The organism is Arenibacter sp. F20364, assembly GCF_023015905.1.
GTDB lineage: Bacteria > Bacteroidota > Bacteroidia > Flavobacteriales > Flavobacteriaceae > Arenibacter.
Genome location: NZ_JALKBD010000007.1, coordinates 19,064 through 34,181 on the forward strand (window position 1 = coordinate 19,064; position 15,118 = coordinate 34,181).

The window sequence follows — 15,118 nt, forward strand, 5'->3', positions numbered from 1 at the left end:
TATTAACAGTAGCTTAAACGTGTAAACAAAAAGTCTTGTTATATTGCACCACAATAATTACCGGAATTACAACACATTCCACAACGCATAATTAATTATGAACAGCGGCCTTTACCCAATTTCGAACAAAATCATTTTTACCCTACTTCTTTTCTTAAGCCTAAGTTCCTTAGCGCAAGAAACCAAACTGGACAGCATTCTTAACGATTACCACAACCACCCGGAACAGGTCCTCGTTGCAGCCCATAGAGCTACCAATCCCAATTACCCTGAAAACTCTTTGGCAGCCATTGAAGAAAGTATAAGAATCGGCGTCGATATTGTTGAGATCGATATTAGAAAAAGTAAGGATGGTGTTCTTGTGATAATGCACGACAAAACCATTGACAGAACCACCAATGGAAAGGGAAAAGTAGATGATTTTAGCCTGGCCGAACTAAAGGAGTTTAAACTTAAGTTCGGAGATGATATAACCGATGAGCAGATACCAACCTTTGAAGAGGTACTACAATTAACCAAGGGCAAGATACTATTGGATGTGGATTTTAAGCTGGAGGGAGAGGCGGCCGTAAGACAAACTTTCGATATGATAGAAAAATACGGTATGGAAAAACAGATATTATTTTTCCTGTATGACTTTCCCGAAACCACCCAGTACCAAAAATTAAACAAGGACATTAAAATAATGCCCAGGTCCTATTCCAGAAAGGATATTAGGGCCATTAAGAAATTAGAGGACATTTCCATTATTCATATTGATGAGAGCTATTACAGAAATGGTACTATGCGCCGACTGATAAATTCTGGATACAGGATATGGATCAATGCTTTGGGCAAGTATGATAGGATGGAAAACCAAGTGAAAGATTCAGGTTTTGATGCACTTTTGACACGAAAATACGTAAACGTAATTCAAACCGATTTACCGGAAAAACTTTTAAGCTATCTCAGATCTAAAAACCTGCACCGATAACACTTACAGTCTCAAACAATCAAAACTATGAAGGGACGGATCAAAATTGAATATCATATATCCCTTTCCCATATTCCGTACCATTCCTGATAACAAGTTTATGGTCTTGGTCGTCGTAATTCCATATCACCTCCTTTTCCAGAAGCTTGCCGTCCAGTGTGACCGATTGCGGAATGCTATTGGAATGTATCCGTAAAATATGGGAAAATTTTGTTCCTTTCAGGGAAAGTTTCAGGGCACCGGCTTTTGCTTCATAAGAAATTGTAGTTATCCCTTCGGTGTCAGTATGAAAATAATCAAAACTATTTTCACTTTGGGGATACACCAAGACGGTAGTAAAGCCTTCTGAATCCTCATTTCCCAATCCGGTATAGGATCTCTTAATATCCATGGGAACAATGGCCCCTTCCTTTATATAGACTGGAAATTCGTCCATGGGAAATTCCCTTTCAATATCCACTCCGCCATCAATGAGTTCTTTATCGTTAAAAAAATATCTCCATTGGCCCCTTGGCAAAGAAACCTTCCTTTTTTTGGAGTCCATGTAAATCGGGGCCACCAGAAAGTCGTCCCCGAAGATATATTGGTATTTACCTTCTTTTAATGGCATCTGCAACCTTCGCCCTCCCTCATGGGCGGTTACCACATAATGGTACATATAGGGTACCAACTCCGTATGTAGCCAGGAAAACTTTCGTATTACCTGCAGCTCCTCTTCCGTCCTTTTCCAAAGTCGCCTTTCGCCATGCCCGCCATTCATGAACAAGCCACAAAAGGTAGAGAATTGAGTCCACCGCATATAAAGTCTTGGAGGAATTGTTTTTCCCGAAAATCCTGCTACATCAGACCCCACAATATTATATCCAAGCTCAGCACTCTTTAGAACACTTTCAATGGCCGACTCAAAACCTTGAATCCCCTCTAAGGCAATATCCACTTTTTCATCCCCGGTTTCCGATATCATTTCATCGGTAACCCATTTGTGTTCCTGATCGCCCACCCAATTTACCGGGGAGGCATCAATGGGCGAAAAACCTTCAGGGTGAAAGCCACGGTCTATGGATCGGGAAAGAGTAACAAACTCTGGGTTTTGGGTAAGGCCATGCACGTATTCGTCCCTATAATAATGGTCCATATAAGTTCTAGTGGTCATAATCCATTTGGATGTCCGCTTGTAAAATATTGGTATAGGCCCCAGTTGGCTCCAGAACAAGGTTGCCGTGCCGTCCAACTTCCATCCGTCTATACCTAAATCAAAAACGTGTTGTTGCAACCCTCGCCACCATTCCATTGCGTTATCATTGGTATAATCTATAAATCCCCCTTTACCTTTCCACCATTTATTGGGGTTACGGGATTTAACCAAAAAACCGTTATCCATTGCCCTTTGATACCAATCCTTGGAATCCTTGATATTGGCATCCTTACTATAACTATTTACCATGGAAGTCATCCAAAGCACAACCCTATAGTCATTGTCCTGAAGCCCTTTGAACCATTGGTCGGGATTTTTATAAAGACTTGTATCAATTTCAAAATCATTATAGCGCAAAGACCAGGGACTATCCAAAATAATGGTTCTAACCGGAATATCATTTTCCTTATACCCTGTCAACAATTCGTCCACATAGTCGGAAGTATTGACATCATCTTCCCAAAGCCAACATTCCAAAGCCCAGGGAGGGGTCAAGGGAGGGTTTCCATGTCGCTGTTTATTGAATGGCATTCCCCAGACAGGGTAAATCCAATAAAAATAAGAAGCGACACTTAAAATCGCCAAAACCCAAACGCCAATCTTTAAAGCTTTTCTTTTCAATTTTTATTTTTTACTTTTTTAAAAACTCTAAAATAAATGATCAAAAGGGAATAGATCATAAAGACAGATCCTGTGGTCAACAGCAAGGAACTGTACTCGGAAAACACTTCACTATAGCCCTTTATTGCATTTCCCCGAACCATATAGTACAGTCCCAAGACAATTAAAAACAGGGCACTTAGCATTCCTGTCAAGGCCATTATTTTGTGCATTGGAATAAAATGTTCCCTCCTGTAATTCCATAGCAACTGGAACAATACCAACCAAATAGTCCAGGAAATAACTTGCCAGATATTCAGTGTCCTAAAATAATTTATCAAGGTTATAAAAGGTTGGAACAATAAATTTTCTCCACTATAAAAAGGCCGATCTTGATACATCAGCACCTTTACCCTACTTTGATCCCTACTCCTTAATATTTCCAAAATAGATTTTTCCTTTTTATCCGGATCCATTTGATGCCACTTAGGAATTTTAAATGCGTTCCAAATACCACAGGCTCTACCGTAACCATGAAAATCCAATCCGCCGATCATGAGAAGCTTATTGTCTTCACAGAACTTTTTAACATCCAGAAAAATGGATCGGTCATAATACAACTCCTTGCCCACATTTTCAATTTCAAAACCATCAGCACCAAGGTCCTTATAAAACTCCTTACTATTTCCCTTACCGTCAAACCAATGGTTTATCATAACAGCCCCTCCATGTTTATGCACCAAATTCACTATAAGGGAATCTGGTTTTCCCTTGGTATCAAATTTTCCGTTCAACCCCAATAAACTCATGTGATTGGAACCCGAATGTTCTTGGCCAACCATAATCAATGGGGCAATGGGAAGTTGATCATTTCTTTGATTGGTTGAGAACTCCAATGTTTTTTTATGGTTGGCATGATCTGTAATAAAAAGGGCATCGAAACCATTTCTTTTATGCCATGCCCACATTTTTTCCTGGGATATCAACCCATCATGACTATACTCGGTATGGGCATGTGTAGTAACCAAGACCTCATCCGCCGTATTATTTACTATGGTATTATTGGGTAAGGCCAGAAAAAGAATAACCACAAAGACTGAAAAGCAAATTCCGATCAGCAAAGGTAAGTTTCCCAAAAACCTCAATAGTGTTTGCTTTCTGTAGGCATCTGCAGCAACAGTAAAAACCTTGGTCAGGCTCAGACCTATATAAAAAACCAAAATCCACAGTAAGCTAATCGGCAATTCCTCTAAGGGATAAATAGATCGATTTAAATAAAGTAGCAACCCCAATATGGGTTCAAAAAGAATCCTCAATACTGGAATATGGATTGCGTATCCAGGAACGGCATCTAGAGTAAGGGCATCAATAATAAGTATGTCCAAGTGAAAAAAAAGCGCTAGGACTGTGATAAAAAATATAGGAATTGCAACAAATGACTTTTTCAACATTTTATTATTATCCATTACCCAAGGGCCTCAAGATAATCCTCTTTTACCCAGCAAATAAACATAATCCAGGGGCATTATAAAAGCTCCATAGTGGACTTTTTAATGTACCGGATCATGCTCATTCTTATAATTGAATTGAGCAATATACTTCTTAATACTATTTCGTTGTTCATCTGAGAATCGGTCCAAGGGTTCGGCAATATGATCTTGACAAATGCCCATTACCGTCAAAGCTGCTTTGGTACCCTTTATGTGTCGTGAGGAATATTCCCCTACCTCATAAATTGTACTGTGGACCAAAAGGACTTTTTCCCGCAATGATCTTATTCTTTCCAAATTCCTATCCATTGCGGCCTCATATAAGTCTACAAAGAGCCTTGGGAAGAAATTTGCACCCCCTGCAACGGAACCATGACCACCGTTTATAATGGTCTCAGGTAAAAACAGCTCGGTTCCCGCAATTATGGAAAAAGAAGGATCGCTTTTAAATTCTTCAATCAGCGTATATAAATAGGTAAGATTCCCTGAACTATCCTTAATACCAATGGCACCCAATTCCTTTGCCTTCTTTACAATCTCAATGGATAAATGAAGTTTTGTACAGCTGGGCATATTGTACAACATAAAAGGTAATGGTAGCGCCGGCACTAAACTATCCAGATAATCCCCCATTTCTTCTTGGGAAATAGGGAAATAGTAGGGAGGCGCCACGACCAGGGCATCTGCACCAACTTTCTTGGCATGATTTGCTATCTCCAAGGTACCATCAAAAGAGGTGTCGGTAATCCCGACCAAAACCGGGACTCTTTTATTTACAATTCTACAGGTTTCCGTTATAAGCTGTTTCCTAACGGCATAACTAAGACTAGGCCCCTCCCCTGTGGTCCCTAAGATAAATATACCATGGACACCGCCATTTATCAAATGTTTTAATAAATTTTCCAATCCTAACAGGTCTAACTCCTTATTCTCTAGTAAAGGGGTAACCATGGGAGGTATTATTCCTTTTATGTCCAATTTCATGATTGATTATTTAGAAGATTGGGATTGAATAATGGCAATACCTACTGAAAGACAAAAAGTTGTAATTATCAATTTCATAATGGTTGGTTGTTTAGGTTGTTCATGAATTTATATTCAATCAGTGAAAGCCTTTAATTGCATAATTGAACCTACTGCTATGAATAACAAAATACATGATTTGTTGCTTTAACAAAATAAGTTCAATTTAAATCCTCTCGCCACTATAATATTGTTTTAATTGCATTATATTTTAACCTTATTTCTGAATAATTTAATTATATTAGATGAATATTGTCAATATACCAAGCCATGGAATTTATTTTTGAAAAAATTTTTGTACCCAACAAGCATTCATTTATCTCTAGAAAATTACCCTTGGCATCAAATGCAAGAATACATTCCCATAGAAATTTTGAATTAAACTTCATCACCTCTGGATCGGGAAGGAGAATCGTGGGCGACAACATTTCTGGATTTGAAAAAGGTGATCTGGTTCTTCTTGGGCCTAATTTGCCCCATTGCTGGGAAGCCTTGGATTTTGAAAAAGGGAATGACCCCTTTTGTATTGTTACCCACTTTTCGGAAGATATCATTAATTCCGACTTTTTTCGGATGCCAGAGCTAGAACAGGTGGTGGATCTTTTAAAGCAGTCGAGCACAGGACTCCGCTTTAAATTGAATAATGACAGCCACATTAGGCAGAGCCTTGAACGCATGACACAATTGGAGGGCTTGGAGTACTATATTGAAATGCTTAAAATATTTAATTTCCTTTTACAGGTAGACGAAAGGGAAAACCTATCCAACCCCAATAACAGTTCTGCGGTTTTCTCCAAGAATCTGGATAAAATAAATAAGGTTTACGAATATGTTTTTCAAAATATCCAAGAAGGCGTAAAATTGGAAGAGGCCGCTGCGGTATTGAATATGGCCCCCAGTTCATTCTGTAGGTACTTTAAAAAGAAGACAGATCTTACCTTTATGGAATATGTAAAAAGTGTTAGGGTTGGCATAGCAGCCAAATTGCTAGCGGAAACCGACAAGCAGATAACACAGATCTGTTTTGAAAGTGGGTACAACAATCTGGCCAATTTTAATCATTACTTTAAGCATATTATGGGTAAAACACCCTCTGACTATAGGAAGACCTTTAGGTAAATTTACAGTTGGCCAAGCCGTTATTTGTCATTTTATGGGTTTAATCATTTAGCGGGAAATAGTCTGCCAAGAGAGTAAACGACCTAGATTTTTCTGCTCGAACTACGCCCAATTCCATTAATTACAAATCCGAAAAGCACCACAATAAATAAAACTAAACTTATTGGAGGAAGGCCTCCCTGCCACCTAGAGGGGATAGTCCAGGTAGTATAACCCATAAAAAAAAGATGCATTCCCAACAGGAATAGTAGCCCCAACCGGAATTCCTTTGATGTAGTTATATTTATAAGCATTTCTTTATTTTTGGAGCGATTTCTAAAACACCAGTAATATAGCCCCAATATCATGAAACTGGCCATACCGGCGAGCAAGCTATAATTCCCTATAATGGACAAACTATTATCCGCATTAAAAAACTTGGGATAGTATTGAGGATTAAAAATCAGAAAACTAAGGAGTACATGAAATATGGTCAACAATAGCCCTGATATCCCCAATATTTTCCTGCATTCCAAACCAAAGAATAATGCCGATTTTCCCAAATTGATCAGGGGCCTAATGGAAAAACTAGAAGTAATCAATACTATTGCAGCCAAGGACACCCCTTTGTTCAGAATAAAAGGTATTAAACCTCAGGGCAAGCCCTCAACCCAATAATTAGGAATCGACCCAAGGAGCGAGGTATTGAACCTAGATCCCGCCGAAAAAGGCGGGATTAGTTCAATTTTCAGTGCGTCTTACTGACTTCTCAAAATTGAGTTTCACTAACAAATATTGATAAGTCTTTCCTGGCAACAGTTCCCACCACATTGCATCTTAGAACCGCATAGGCCATTGAAATAATAAAACGCTACAAATAATCCTCAGATATTTTCTTTGTTCGTTTACCTCCATAAAATCCAAGCCTCAACTTAATTCATGGGAAATCTATCCCTGTCGCCCATGTCACCATGTATGCTTATGGCTATCAAAGCTAAAATTGCCAGTACTCCAAGTACGATCAATAAATAAAAGAACCATTTTTTGAGGTCTACCTTATCTATTTCCGTATAATTTAACTGCAAATTATTGGATCTTAGCAAAGCAAAAATCAATATTATGTTCACAATATAAAGATGATGGTTCAGGTGCATTTCGCCCCCAAAAATTCCTGTTACCGCATAGCTCATAAATGTGTAAGCTATTAGCATTATAAAAAAGGTAAACAAAACATCTTTCTGTAAAAATTGATCTTTTTTAAATCTCCAAAAGATGGATATCACCATTGCCAATAACACTAAAAGGACCATTATAGTACTCGTTGTGGCAATGGATTCTATATTGGGCAAACTCTCCAAACGCCGGGCAATATGAACGTAGGTTAAAGATTCCCTATAAACGATCAGCGGAATAAAAATCACCACAATAATTAGGGCAGACCAGTTTTCCCATTTTGTAGCATTTGGAATTTCCTTGGGCCATTTGGAACTGAATACGCCATAAGCCATCCCTGATCCTCCAAAAAATCCGATGCTATACTCCATTACGTTCCACATGTTAAACGCAACCTCCCATGTATTTCCTAATACATGCAAAAAATTACCAAAGCTAAAACCAATACCACCACCCAACATAGCGTAAAAAGCTACCCTAATGGCAGAATTTCTCCGTTCCCTAGCCATAAACCACAACATAGCCAATCCTGCCCCAAAACAAACCGCCCAAGCCTCTGATCTAGGAGGGGTCATTTTAAAACCGATCTGTTCAATAAGAAAATAATAACTAATAATTCCTCCAACCGTCATTTCAGATATCAGCGCACCCCATCTTACCCTGTTTTCCTTTGTGGAATCCAAAGTTAAACCCACTAGGCCACCGCCCAATAAGCCAAATAGCCCGCCAATAACGAAGAGCATTCCCAGACCATAATAGGCATTCACAAAGTTATCCGCAAAACCGTAGCCTACCACCTTGCCATAACTGATCATTCCTCCTGCTCCCCAACCAACGGCCGATGCCAATGCAACAAGCATCATTTTGTTGTACCAATCCTTTCTGCCAGAAACCAGAACCAGAGCCAGACCTCCTATGGCTCCTGCCCAAGCAGCTCCTTGTTCGTGACCAAACTGACCCCGAATGGCCCAAGCTGTGGCCAATGCCATAGCTACTATCAATATTTGTATTCCTATTTTACTGATTTTCATATCCTTACCAAAAATTATTTTCTTCGTTTTAATTTATCATCGATGTTTATCACCGATGTAAATAGGTTTGGGCACTCTCCCATGTGGTGTAACCTAAGACGGCATCCCTAGTTCCCTTCTGCACTATTTAAGAACCATAGGCAACCTTTTGCCTATCTTAAGCTATATTGATGATACTGACAAATAGGAGGGACAGGAATAATACTCTTTTCATGGTTTTGAAATCTATAGTATTCAACCAATATTAGCGCCCTCTGGTATTTAAAATACAGGCCTCTCGAATAAAAAGAGGCAGCCCTTGCGGAGTGCCTCCTTTTAAATAGTTGCTAAACTAATTCAAATAAAAAAATTAATATGGTTTTCCAGTACCCTGCAACAACCACATTTTGGACCAGGCACTATTGTTACTGGCATCATCTCCCTTAAAGGAAGTAGGTTCCAATTTGTCTATTGCGGTCTCAACGTTTGGATTGTTATCTATCTCATCAATATTGTAATAAAAACGCAACGGCAAAGCTTGTCGTTTGGATGCAGGCCCAGATTGTAGGTCAGGAAGACCTGTTCTCCTATAATCGAACCAAGACTCGGATGCAGCAGTCCAACTGGCAATCCATTTTTGATTAATAATATCGGCATAACCGGTAAAGGCAGCAGGACCGGAAATATATGAACCGTAATCACCTTCCACACCCCAGGCAGTAAGTGATTGCTTTACACCTTCATTATAATATTGTATTGCAGTTCCGCCTATCCAACCTTTAAATGCCGCTTCTGCTAGGATAAGATTAACCTCCGCAGCTGACATTAATCGGGACTGAAGTAACGGACCACTTGCTTCCTTATATATTTCGTTTAATTGGGAAGCGTGCAAGTTGGTAGCCCCTTGATTGGTGTTTTTGCTTAAATTATAGGCCATACCAAAGGTCATACCCGGAGGGTAACCTACGTATTCCATGTCATAATCTACCGGATACCCTACCCCATCGTCAGGAGACTCATATGTATCCACAATATCTTGGGAAACATATCTTATTCCATCCACCGTATTGTCGGTTCCATCCGGGGCATCCGGTACCAATACAATGGGAACAGCAATTTTAGCCGCCCAAACATCCAATCTTGGGTCATTTAACTCCTGTAATTTATCTACTAAAGGTTTTCCCATTTTTAGTCTAAAATAGCTTCCTTGTGGACTTGCATCAAAATTAACGTTCGAAGGCCATGCATCAGCACTGGTATTACCTATATAGGCCATATTAGCATCATCCGAGGCCTGCAATATCAGTGGAAATTGCTGAGGATTGTTAACTATGTCTTTGATCCCTTGCTCAGCCCAGGAAGGATTTTTAGCCGAAAGACGCATGTAATAGCGTAGGGAAATGGAATTGGCAAATTTTCGCCATTTGGCAACATCTCCGCCATACAGTATATCTTGGCTTGCGTCTATACCAGCATAAGAACCTTGACTTCCAGACAACAAGGTGTTTGCAGTTTTTAAGTCGGATTGAATTCCCTCATAAATTGTCTGCTGATCATCCAAATCAGAATCAAAGTACTCTGGTCCTTCGTCACCACGCAGTGCGTCCGTGTAAGGAGCATCTCCCCATAGGTCGGTGATAAGTCCGAACATATAGGATTTCATTATTAGCCCCACTGCACGATGAAAGTCCAAGTTACTGTCCTCTGCCTTTTGGATAAGAGTTTTGTCATTATACATAATCCGGTAATATCCTGCCCAACTCTGGGAACGATTGTTCCAATCATAAGCATTATGGCCACTAGACCAACCATCCTTTTGGGTGTGCTGCATGACCCCTGCCAAATCCCCAAAACCTAAATTAACAACAGTCTTTCCTACCCCATTGATAACGGTAGGCACTAAGAGATTGGGATCAACGTTTTCCCCGCCAATCTTGTCCGGATTTACATTCAAATCTTCCAGACCATGACATGATACATTTAATATGACACCCAATATCAGTATTGTAAGTTTGCTTTTTATTTGATACATCTCAATTTCAGTTTAAATTTTTATTAAAATGTCACTCCAATTTTGATTCCGACAGGAACTAACCAAGGCTCCACGTTGTAACGTTCGACACCCTGTTTAAATTGAGTACCTCTGCTGTCCGTACCCGTTTCAGCCTGAAATGCCCTTTCCGGATCTATACCAAAGGCAGAATCCTTGGTCCAGAGCATTATATTTCTACTGTAGAGTGAAAAGTTCATGCTACTTAACCCAATTCTATCTACAAATTTATTGGGCACATTGTAGCTTAATGAAACCTCTCGTAGCTTTATATAATCCGCATCGAACATATTTGGGGTCCCCAAATCCCATGGATTCTGAACGGAGAATGGTATAAACGAGGTGCCCACATCCCCAAGGTTTTCATTTTCCAATATAAAATTGCCTGAAGCATCGTAGGTCCCTTGAACACCAGGACTAAAAATACCATCATAAACAGTGCGTCCACTTAAAGTTTCGGCGAATCCACCATTCCCTGGAGTTCCTCCTACAGATAGAAAATTTTCACCAAAAATTAATTCATCCGCATGATCTAGGACCCACTGTTTTAGTTCGGGTCCAGGTTCTGAAATCCCGGGATTCACCAAACTGTTCAGAGTCCTATTAATATAGCCATCATCGCCTAAATATCTAGAGGTTTGAGACATATATTGGCCGCCTGAACGCCAGTCGAAGGTCATGTTAAGTGTAAAATTCTTATAAGAAAGTGTAGTTTGCAACCCCATGATAAAATCTGGGTTATAGTTGCCCACCTTCACCCTTTCTTCTGAAGCCGTCCACTCTGCATCTTCCCCACTTCCGAGAATTGGATAATTATAATAAGGAGAATTTACATCGGTCACCCTTCTGATCATAGGGGAATAGATATTACCCACCAATCCATCTTCACCGGTTGCCGGATCGGCCACATACCCCCTGGAAACACTCTTATTCTCGCTCCAAAACTCTATATAATCCACCCCATCCGCCAATGCAGTAATTTTAGATTCGTTAGTAGTGAAATTGAAGTTTAGATCCAGATTCCAGTCCTCAGTTCTTATAGGTGTCAGGCCAAGGGAAAGTTCATATCCCTTGCTTTCCAAGGTACCTGCATTGATGCCCACACCAGAACTTCCTGAAGAAGGCGATATAGGAACACGAATAATCTGGTTCTTATTTTCAACAATGTAATAAGTTCCAGAAAAGCGAATCCTATTTTGAAACAGAGCCATATCCATACCGTATTCCCAGGAACGGGCTCTTTCCGGCTCAAGGTTAGGTGTATTCAGGGAACCTGCCCCGTACATAATAGCATCTCCCCAATAACCGCCATTATTGTAATAGGTATCCAATTCATAAGGATCTGTATCGTTTCCAACCTCGGCATAACCACCCCTAAGTTTCAAAAGATCGACTTTTGGAATATCTACCACCTCGCTGAGCAAAAAACTCAGGGATCCAGAAGGGTAAAAATAAGATCTATTTTCTACGGGCAATGTACTGGACCAATCATTCCTAGCGGTAATATCCAAATACAACATATCCCAGAATCCGAAATTGGCCAATCCATAAACACTGTTTATCCCCCGTTCGTGCGCATAGCTGGAATATCGTAAAGATGTTGGGGCAATGTTATCTATAGTGAATAAGTTAGGGACTATAAGTCCCGCCTGGTTAGCTGATGAATTACTGACACCCGTTTGTTTCTGATACATTAGGTTTCCTCCTCCCGAGACAGACAAATCAAAGCCATTAAATTTTTTGGCATAGGTTGCCAACAAATCTACGTTCGTCTCCAGACCATCGGATTTGGCGATACCATAGGTTCCATTGTTTGGTTCCCTACTATAACCTGGAGCCATTTTTGTATCTTGGGTCTGATTGAAATTGTTTATATTATAGCTACTCTTAACGGTAAATTCCGGTGTTAATTTCCATTCCAATGCCATATTTCCGTAGAGTCTGTACCTGGAATATCCATTGTTAATCTCATTGGCCATAAACCATGGATTAGGGTAATCATCGGAAAAATTGTATACTTCGTTACCTGGAAGTTTATAGTCTTTTATCGCCATTATGTCAATGCTGGGCGGCACATAATACGCATTCTCCAGAGGGTTGGTGCCCCTATTGGAAGCAGGCCTATTTTTGGCATAGCTATGTACAAAATTCACATTGGTACTAAATGTAAGTTTATTGTTCAAATTAGAAGTTGCGGATAAAGTATAACTATTCCGCTGCATATCGGAATTAGGAATAATTCCTGTATTGTCCATATTAGAGACCCCAAACCTAAGATTTAACCACTGCGAGCTATTAGTAATTGCCAGGCTATTGGTAGTTGTGATCCCCGTGTTGACAAAATTCTCAATGTTATTTGGATATGATTTTAATTCCGTTGGGATGGGAACCCCATTCGCGTCCAACGGGGAATTCCATTGTACCGCAAAATAACCCTTATCCAATTCCGGCCCACCGTTTCCACCAGCAGGTATTGCATCCGGCATTATCATACTCCCTCCTTCAGATTCAGGTGAATATGATAAATAACCAGTTGCAAAACGGGATTGCGTATCAATAAATTTGTAAGGTATGTCAAAAACTGTATTAGATGTTAATTCAATCTTCATCTTTTCACCCGCTTTGGCTCTTTTTGTGGTAATCAGCACAACACCGTTACCCGCACGAGTACCATAAAGTGCCGCAGCACTGGCTCCTTTTAATATAGTTACATTTGCTACGCTTTCAGGATCAAGATCGGAAATGGCATTTCCGTAATCAACTGGGTTTCTATCGCCAAAGCCTCCTATGTTATTGAGGGAATTCTCTACCGGAACACCATCAATTACAAACAATGGCTGGTTATCGGAACTTAGGGAAATTGCACCCCTAATTACCATACTTACCGAAGACCCCGTACCTCCTGTACTGTTAATAGTGACCCCTGACACTTTACCTGACAAGGAATTCACTACATTAGGGTTCGCAACACGGGTCAACTCTTGACCAACAACCTTTTCTACGGAATACCCCAACGATTTATCCTCTCGCTTTATTCCCAAGGCAGTAACCACCACCTCATCAAGCGCCTGTGTTCCAGGATTCATGACAACATTGATTGTCGCCTGCCCATTAACACCAATCTCTTGGGTCTCGAATCCCAAATAAGAAAAAACAAGGTTACCGGTACCGTTGGGCACATCCAAATTGTAATTACCATCAAAATCGGTTATGTTACCTGCATTGGTTCCCTTTAAAACAATACTTACCCCGGGCAAGGGCATACCATCTTCTGAAGAAGTAACCGTACCCGAAACCTTTAAGAAGGTATTCTGGGCCGATACGGCGCGACCAGCTAAAAGCAAGGTCATAAAAAGTAAGGAACAAATAAATTTCCTTACATGGTCTTTTATAGAATAGTGTATCTCCATATTCAATGTATATAATTGGTTATCTACTTACTAGTAATTTATTAATAATTATTCAACGGCTTCAAAGGTCAATATAACAGCATTTGTATTTACCCCAATTGCATCCTGGGAGGCGGCCAAAAACATGACCAGCCGCATGGATTTGTCGGTGATATTCTGAATGATGACTCGGCGTTCAAAATCCAATAGGCCGATAAATTCAGTCCCAGAAAAACTAAGGGTACTCACTCCGCTAAATGTCACCTTACCACTTGGGTCCAACGCTGAAGAAGTTTCAAAATTCTCACTTTCTACATATGTGAAAGTAGCATCCGATTCAGGTGTAAAAACACCCGTACAGAGTCCAAAATCAGCTCCACCATCATTTACGATACCCGCACCCCCAGTGGTTACAAACTGATAAAGCAACCCACTAAAAGCTGCACCATCCGCTTTTACATCGTGTGCGTAGCCGCCATCAAAATAAAAAGTAAACTCGTCCTCATAAATCTCGCCCATACCCAATCCAGATCCAAAAATACCGGCTGGCAAGGGATTTGGAGCACCCGGAAACGGAGTGAGCTCGGCGTTAGCATAGGCAAAGTAATCATTTGCGGAACTTCCGGAAGAAATCCTCCAGGTTTTACCACTTTCCGCTGTGGCACCTCCTGTCAACAATACATAAGGTGTAATATCCAAGGCCAATTTCACTTCTTTAGTAATTGAAGCCCCGGACTCATCTGTTGCGGTTAGGGTTGCATCGTAATACCCACCATCCTCATAAATGTGAACGGGGTTCTTTTCTGTGCTGGTAGTGCCATCCCCAAAATCCCACATCCATGATACGGCATTGTTGGTCAACCCCTGGAAAGCTACTTTCTTTCCAACTGTACTCTGAAAAATATCAGCGGTAAAAGGAATATCTGTCGAACTGCTACTATCATCCGAGCTACAAGAAGACAGGGATAGTGTCATCGAAAATAAAATTCCATACAGCAGTATTAGATTTTTTTTAGTCATAAATAACAGTTTTTAGTTAGTTTTTTTTTTGCAGCCAAAGATCAAAAATTACCAATTGCCAAAATCTTGTTTTCGCCTTGATAACCTCTAGTTAACG

At 40.2% G+C, this 15,118-nt stretch carries 10 protein-coding genes; 3 read left to right on the forward strand and 7 right to left on the reverse strand.

Going from position 1 to position 15,118, the window contains the following annotated elements; all coding sequences use genetic code 11:
* Positions 1–97 precede the first annotated feature (97 nt).
* A complete protein-coding gene (locus MWU84_RS07255; protein ID WP_246900042.1) occupies positions 98–973 on the forward strand; it encodes a glycerophosphodiester phosphodiesterase family protein in 876 nt (291 codons plus the stop codon).
* Positions 974–1,013: 40 nt separating this feature from the next.
* Here MWU84_RS07255 and MWU84_RS07260 read toward each other — a convergent pair whose 3' ends face one another.
* The 3 genes from MWU84_RS07260 to MWU84_RS07270 form a co-directional block, all read right to left on the reverse strand.
* A complete protein-coding gene (locus MWU84_RS07260; RefSeq protein WP_246900046.1) occupies positions 1,014–2,789 on the reverse strand; it encodes a TIM-barrel domain-containing protein in 1,776 nt (591 codons plus the stop codon).
* Positions 2,786–4,219: a PHP domain-containing protein gene (locus MWU84_RS07265; RefSeq protein WP_246900048.1), complete on the reverse strand. Its 1,434-nt coding sequence runs from the start codon at positions 4,217–4,219 to the stop codon at positions 2,786–2,788. The genes MWU84_RS07260 and MWU84_RS07265 overlap by 4 nt, the downstream gene beginning before the upstream one ends.
* Positions 4,220–4,318: 99 nt before the next feature.
* Positions 4,319–5,242 (reverse strand): dihydrodipicolinate synthase family protein, encoded by a 924-nt coding sequence (locus MWU84_RS07270; RefSeq protein WP_246900050.1) that lies wholly within the window; start codon positions 5,240–5,242, stop codon positions 4,319–4,321.
* 309 nt (positions 5,243–5,551) lie between these two features.
* On the opposite strand from MWU84_RS07270, the gene MWU84_RS07275 reads away from it, so the two are divergent.
* On the forward strand, positions 5,552–6,400 hold the full coding sequence (locus MWU84_RS07275; protein WP_246900052.1) for an AraC family transcriptional regulator: 849 nt from the start codon (positions 5,552–5,554) through the stop codon (positions 6,398–6,400).
* Between the two features lie 468 nt (positions 6,401–6,868).
* Positions 6,869–7,057 (forward strand): hypothetical protein, encoded by a 189-nt coding sequence (locus MWU84_RS07280; RefSeq protein ID WP_246900055.1) that lies wholly within the window; start codon positions 6,869–6,871, stop codon positions 7,055–7,057.
* A 254-nt stretch (positions 7,058–7,311) separates the two neighbouring features.
* Here the strand turns inward: MWU84_RS07280 and MWU84_RS07285 are convergent, their stop codons facing one another.
* The 4 genes from MWU84_RS07285 to MWU84_RS07300 form a co-directional block, all read right to left on the reverse strand.
* Complete coding sequence (locus tag MWU84_RS07285) at positions 7,312–8,583, reverse strand: hypothetical protein (RefSeq protein ID WP_246900057.1); 1,272 nt, start codon at positions 8,581–8,583, stop codon at positions 7,312–7,314.
* A gap of 349 nt (positions 8,584–8,932) precedes the next feature.
* Complete coding sequence (locus MWU84_RS07290) at positions 8,933–10,594, reverse strand: SusD/RagB family nutrient-binding outer membrane lipoprotein (RefSeq protein WP_246900059.1); 1,662 nt, start codon at positions 10,592–10,594, stop codon at positions 8,933–8,935.
* Between the two features lie 23 nt (positions 10,595–10,617).
* The gene (locus MWU84_RS07295; RefSeq protein WP_246900061.1) at positions 10,618–14,022 is read right to left on the reverse strand and encodes a SusC/RagA family TonB-linked outer membrane protein; all 3,405 of its coding nucleotides are present in this window, start codon (positions 14,020–14,022) and stop codon (positions 10,618–10,620) included.
* Positions 14,023–14,070: 48 nt separating this feature from the next.
* The gene (locus MWU84_RS07300) at positions 14,071–15,021 is read right to left on the reverse strand and encodes a PKD domain-containing protein (protein ID WP_246900063.1); all 951 of its coding nucleotides are present in this window, start codon (positions 15,019–15,021) and stop codon (positions 14,071–14,073) included.
* Positions 15,022–15,118: the final 97 nt, after the last annotated feature.

What these genes read in the sequence shown, in the direction of transcription:
- MWU84_RS07290 (WP_246900059.1), bottom strand. Translation starts at nt 10,594, where the DNA reads ATGTATCAAATAAAAAGCAAACTTACAATACTGATATTGGGTGTCATA.
- MWU84_RS07270 (WP_246900050.1), bottom strand. Translation starts at nt 5,242, where the DNA reads ATGAAATTGGACATAAAAGGAATAATACCTCCCATGGTTACCCCTTTA.
- MWU84_RS07265 (WP_246900048.1), bottom strand. Translation starts at nt 4,219, where the DNA reads ATGTTGAAAAAGTCATTTGTTGCAATTCCTATATTTTTTATCACAGTC.
- MWU84_RS07275 (WP_246900052.1), top strand. Translation starts at nt 5,552, where the DNA reads ATGGAATTTATTTTTGAAAAAATTTTTGTACCCAACAAGCATTCATTT.
- MWU84_RS07300 (WP_246900063.1), bottom strand. Translation starts at nt 15,021, where the DNA reads ATGACTAAAAAAAATCTAATACTGCTGTATGGAATTTTATTTTCGATG.
- MWU84_RS07295 (WP_246900061.1), bottom strand. Translation starts at nt 14,022, where the DNA reads ATGGAGATACACTATTCTATAAAAGACCATGTAAGGAAATTTATTTGT.
- MWU84_RS07285 (WP_246900057.1), bottom strand. Translation starts at nt 8,583, where the DNA reads ATGAAAATCAGTAAAATAGGAATACAAATATTGATAGTAGCTATGGCA.
- MWU84_RS07280 (WP_246900055.1), top strand. Translation starts at nt 6,869, where the DNA reads ATGGTCAACAATAGCCCTGATATCCCCAATATTTTCCTGCATTCCAAA.
- MWU84_RS07255 (WP_246900042.1), top strand. Translation starts at nt 98, where the DNA reads ATGAACAGCGGCCTTTACCCAATTTCGAACAAAATCATTTTTACCCTA.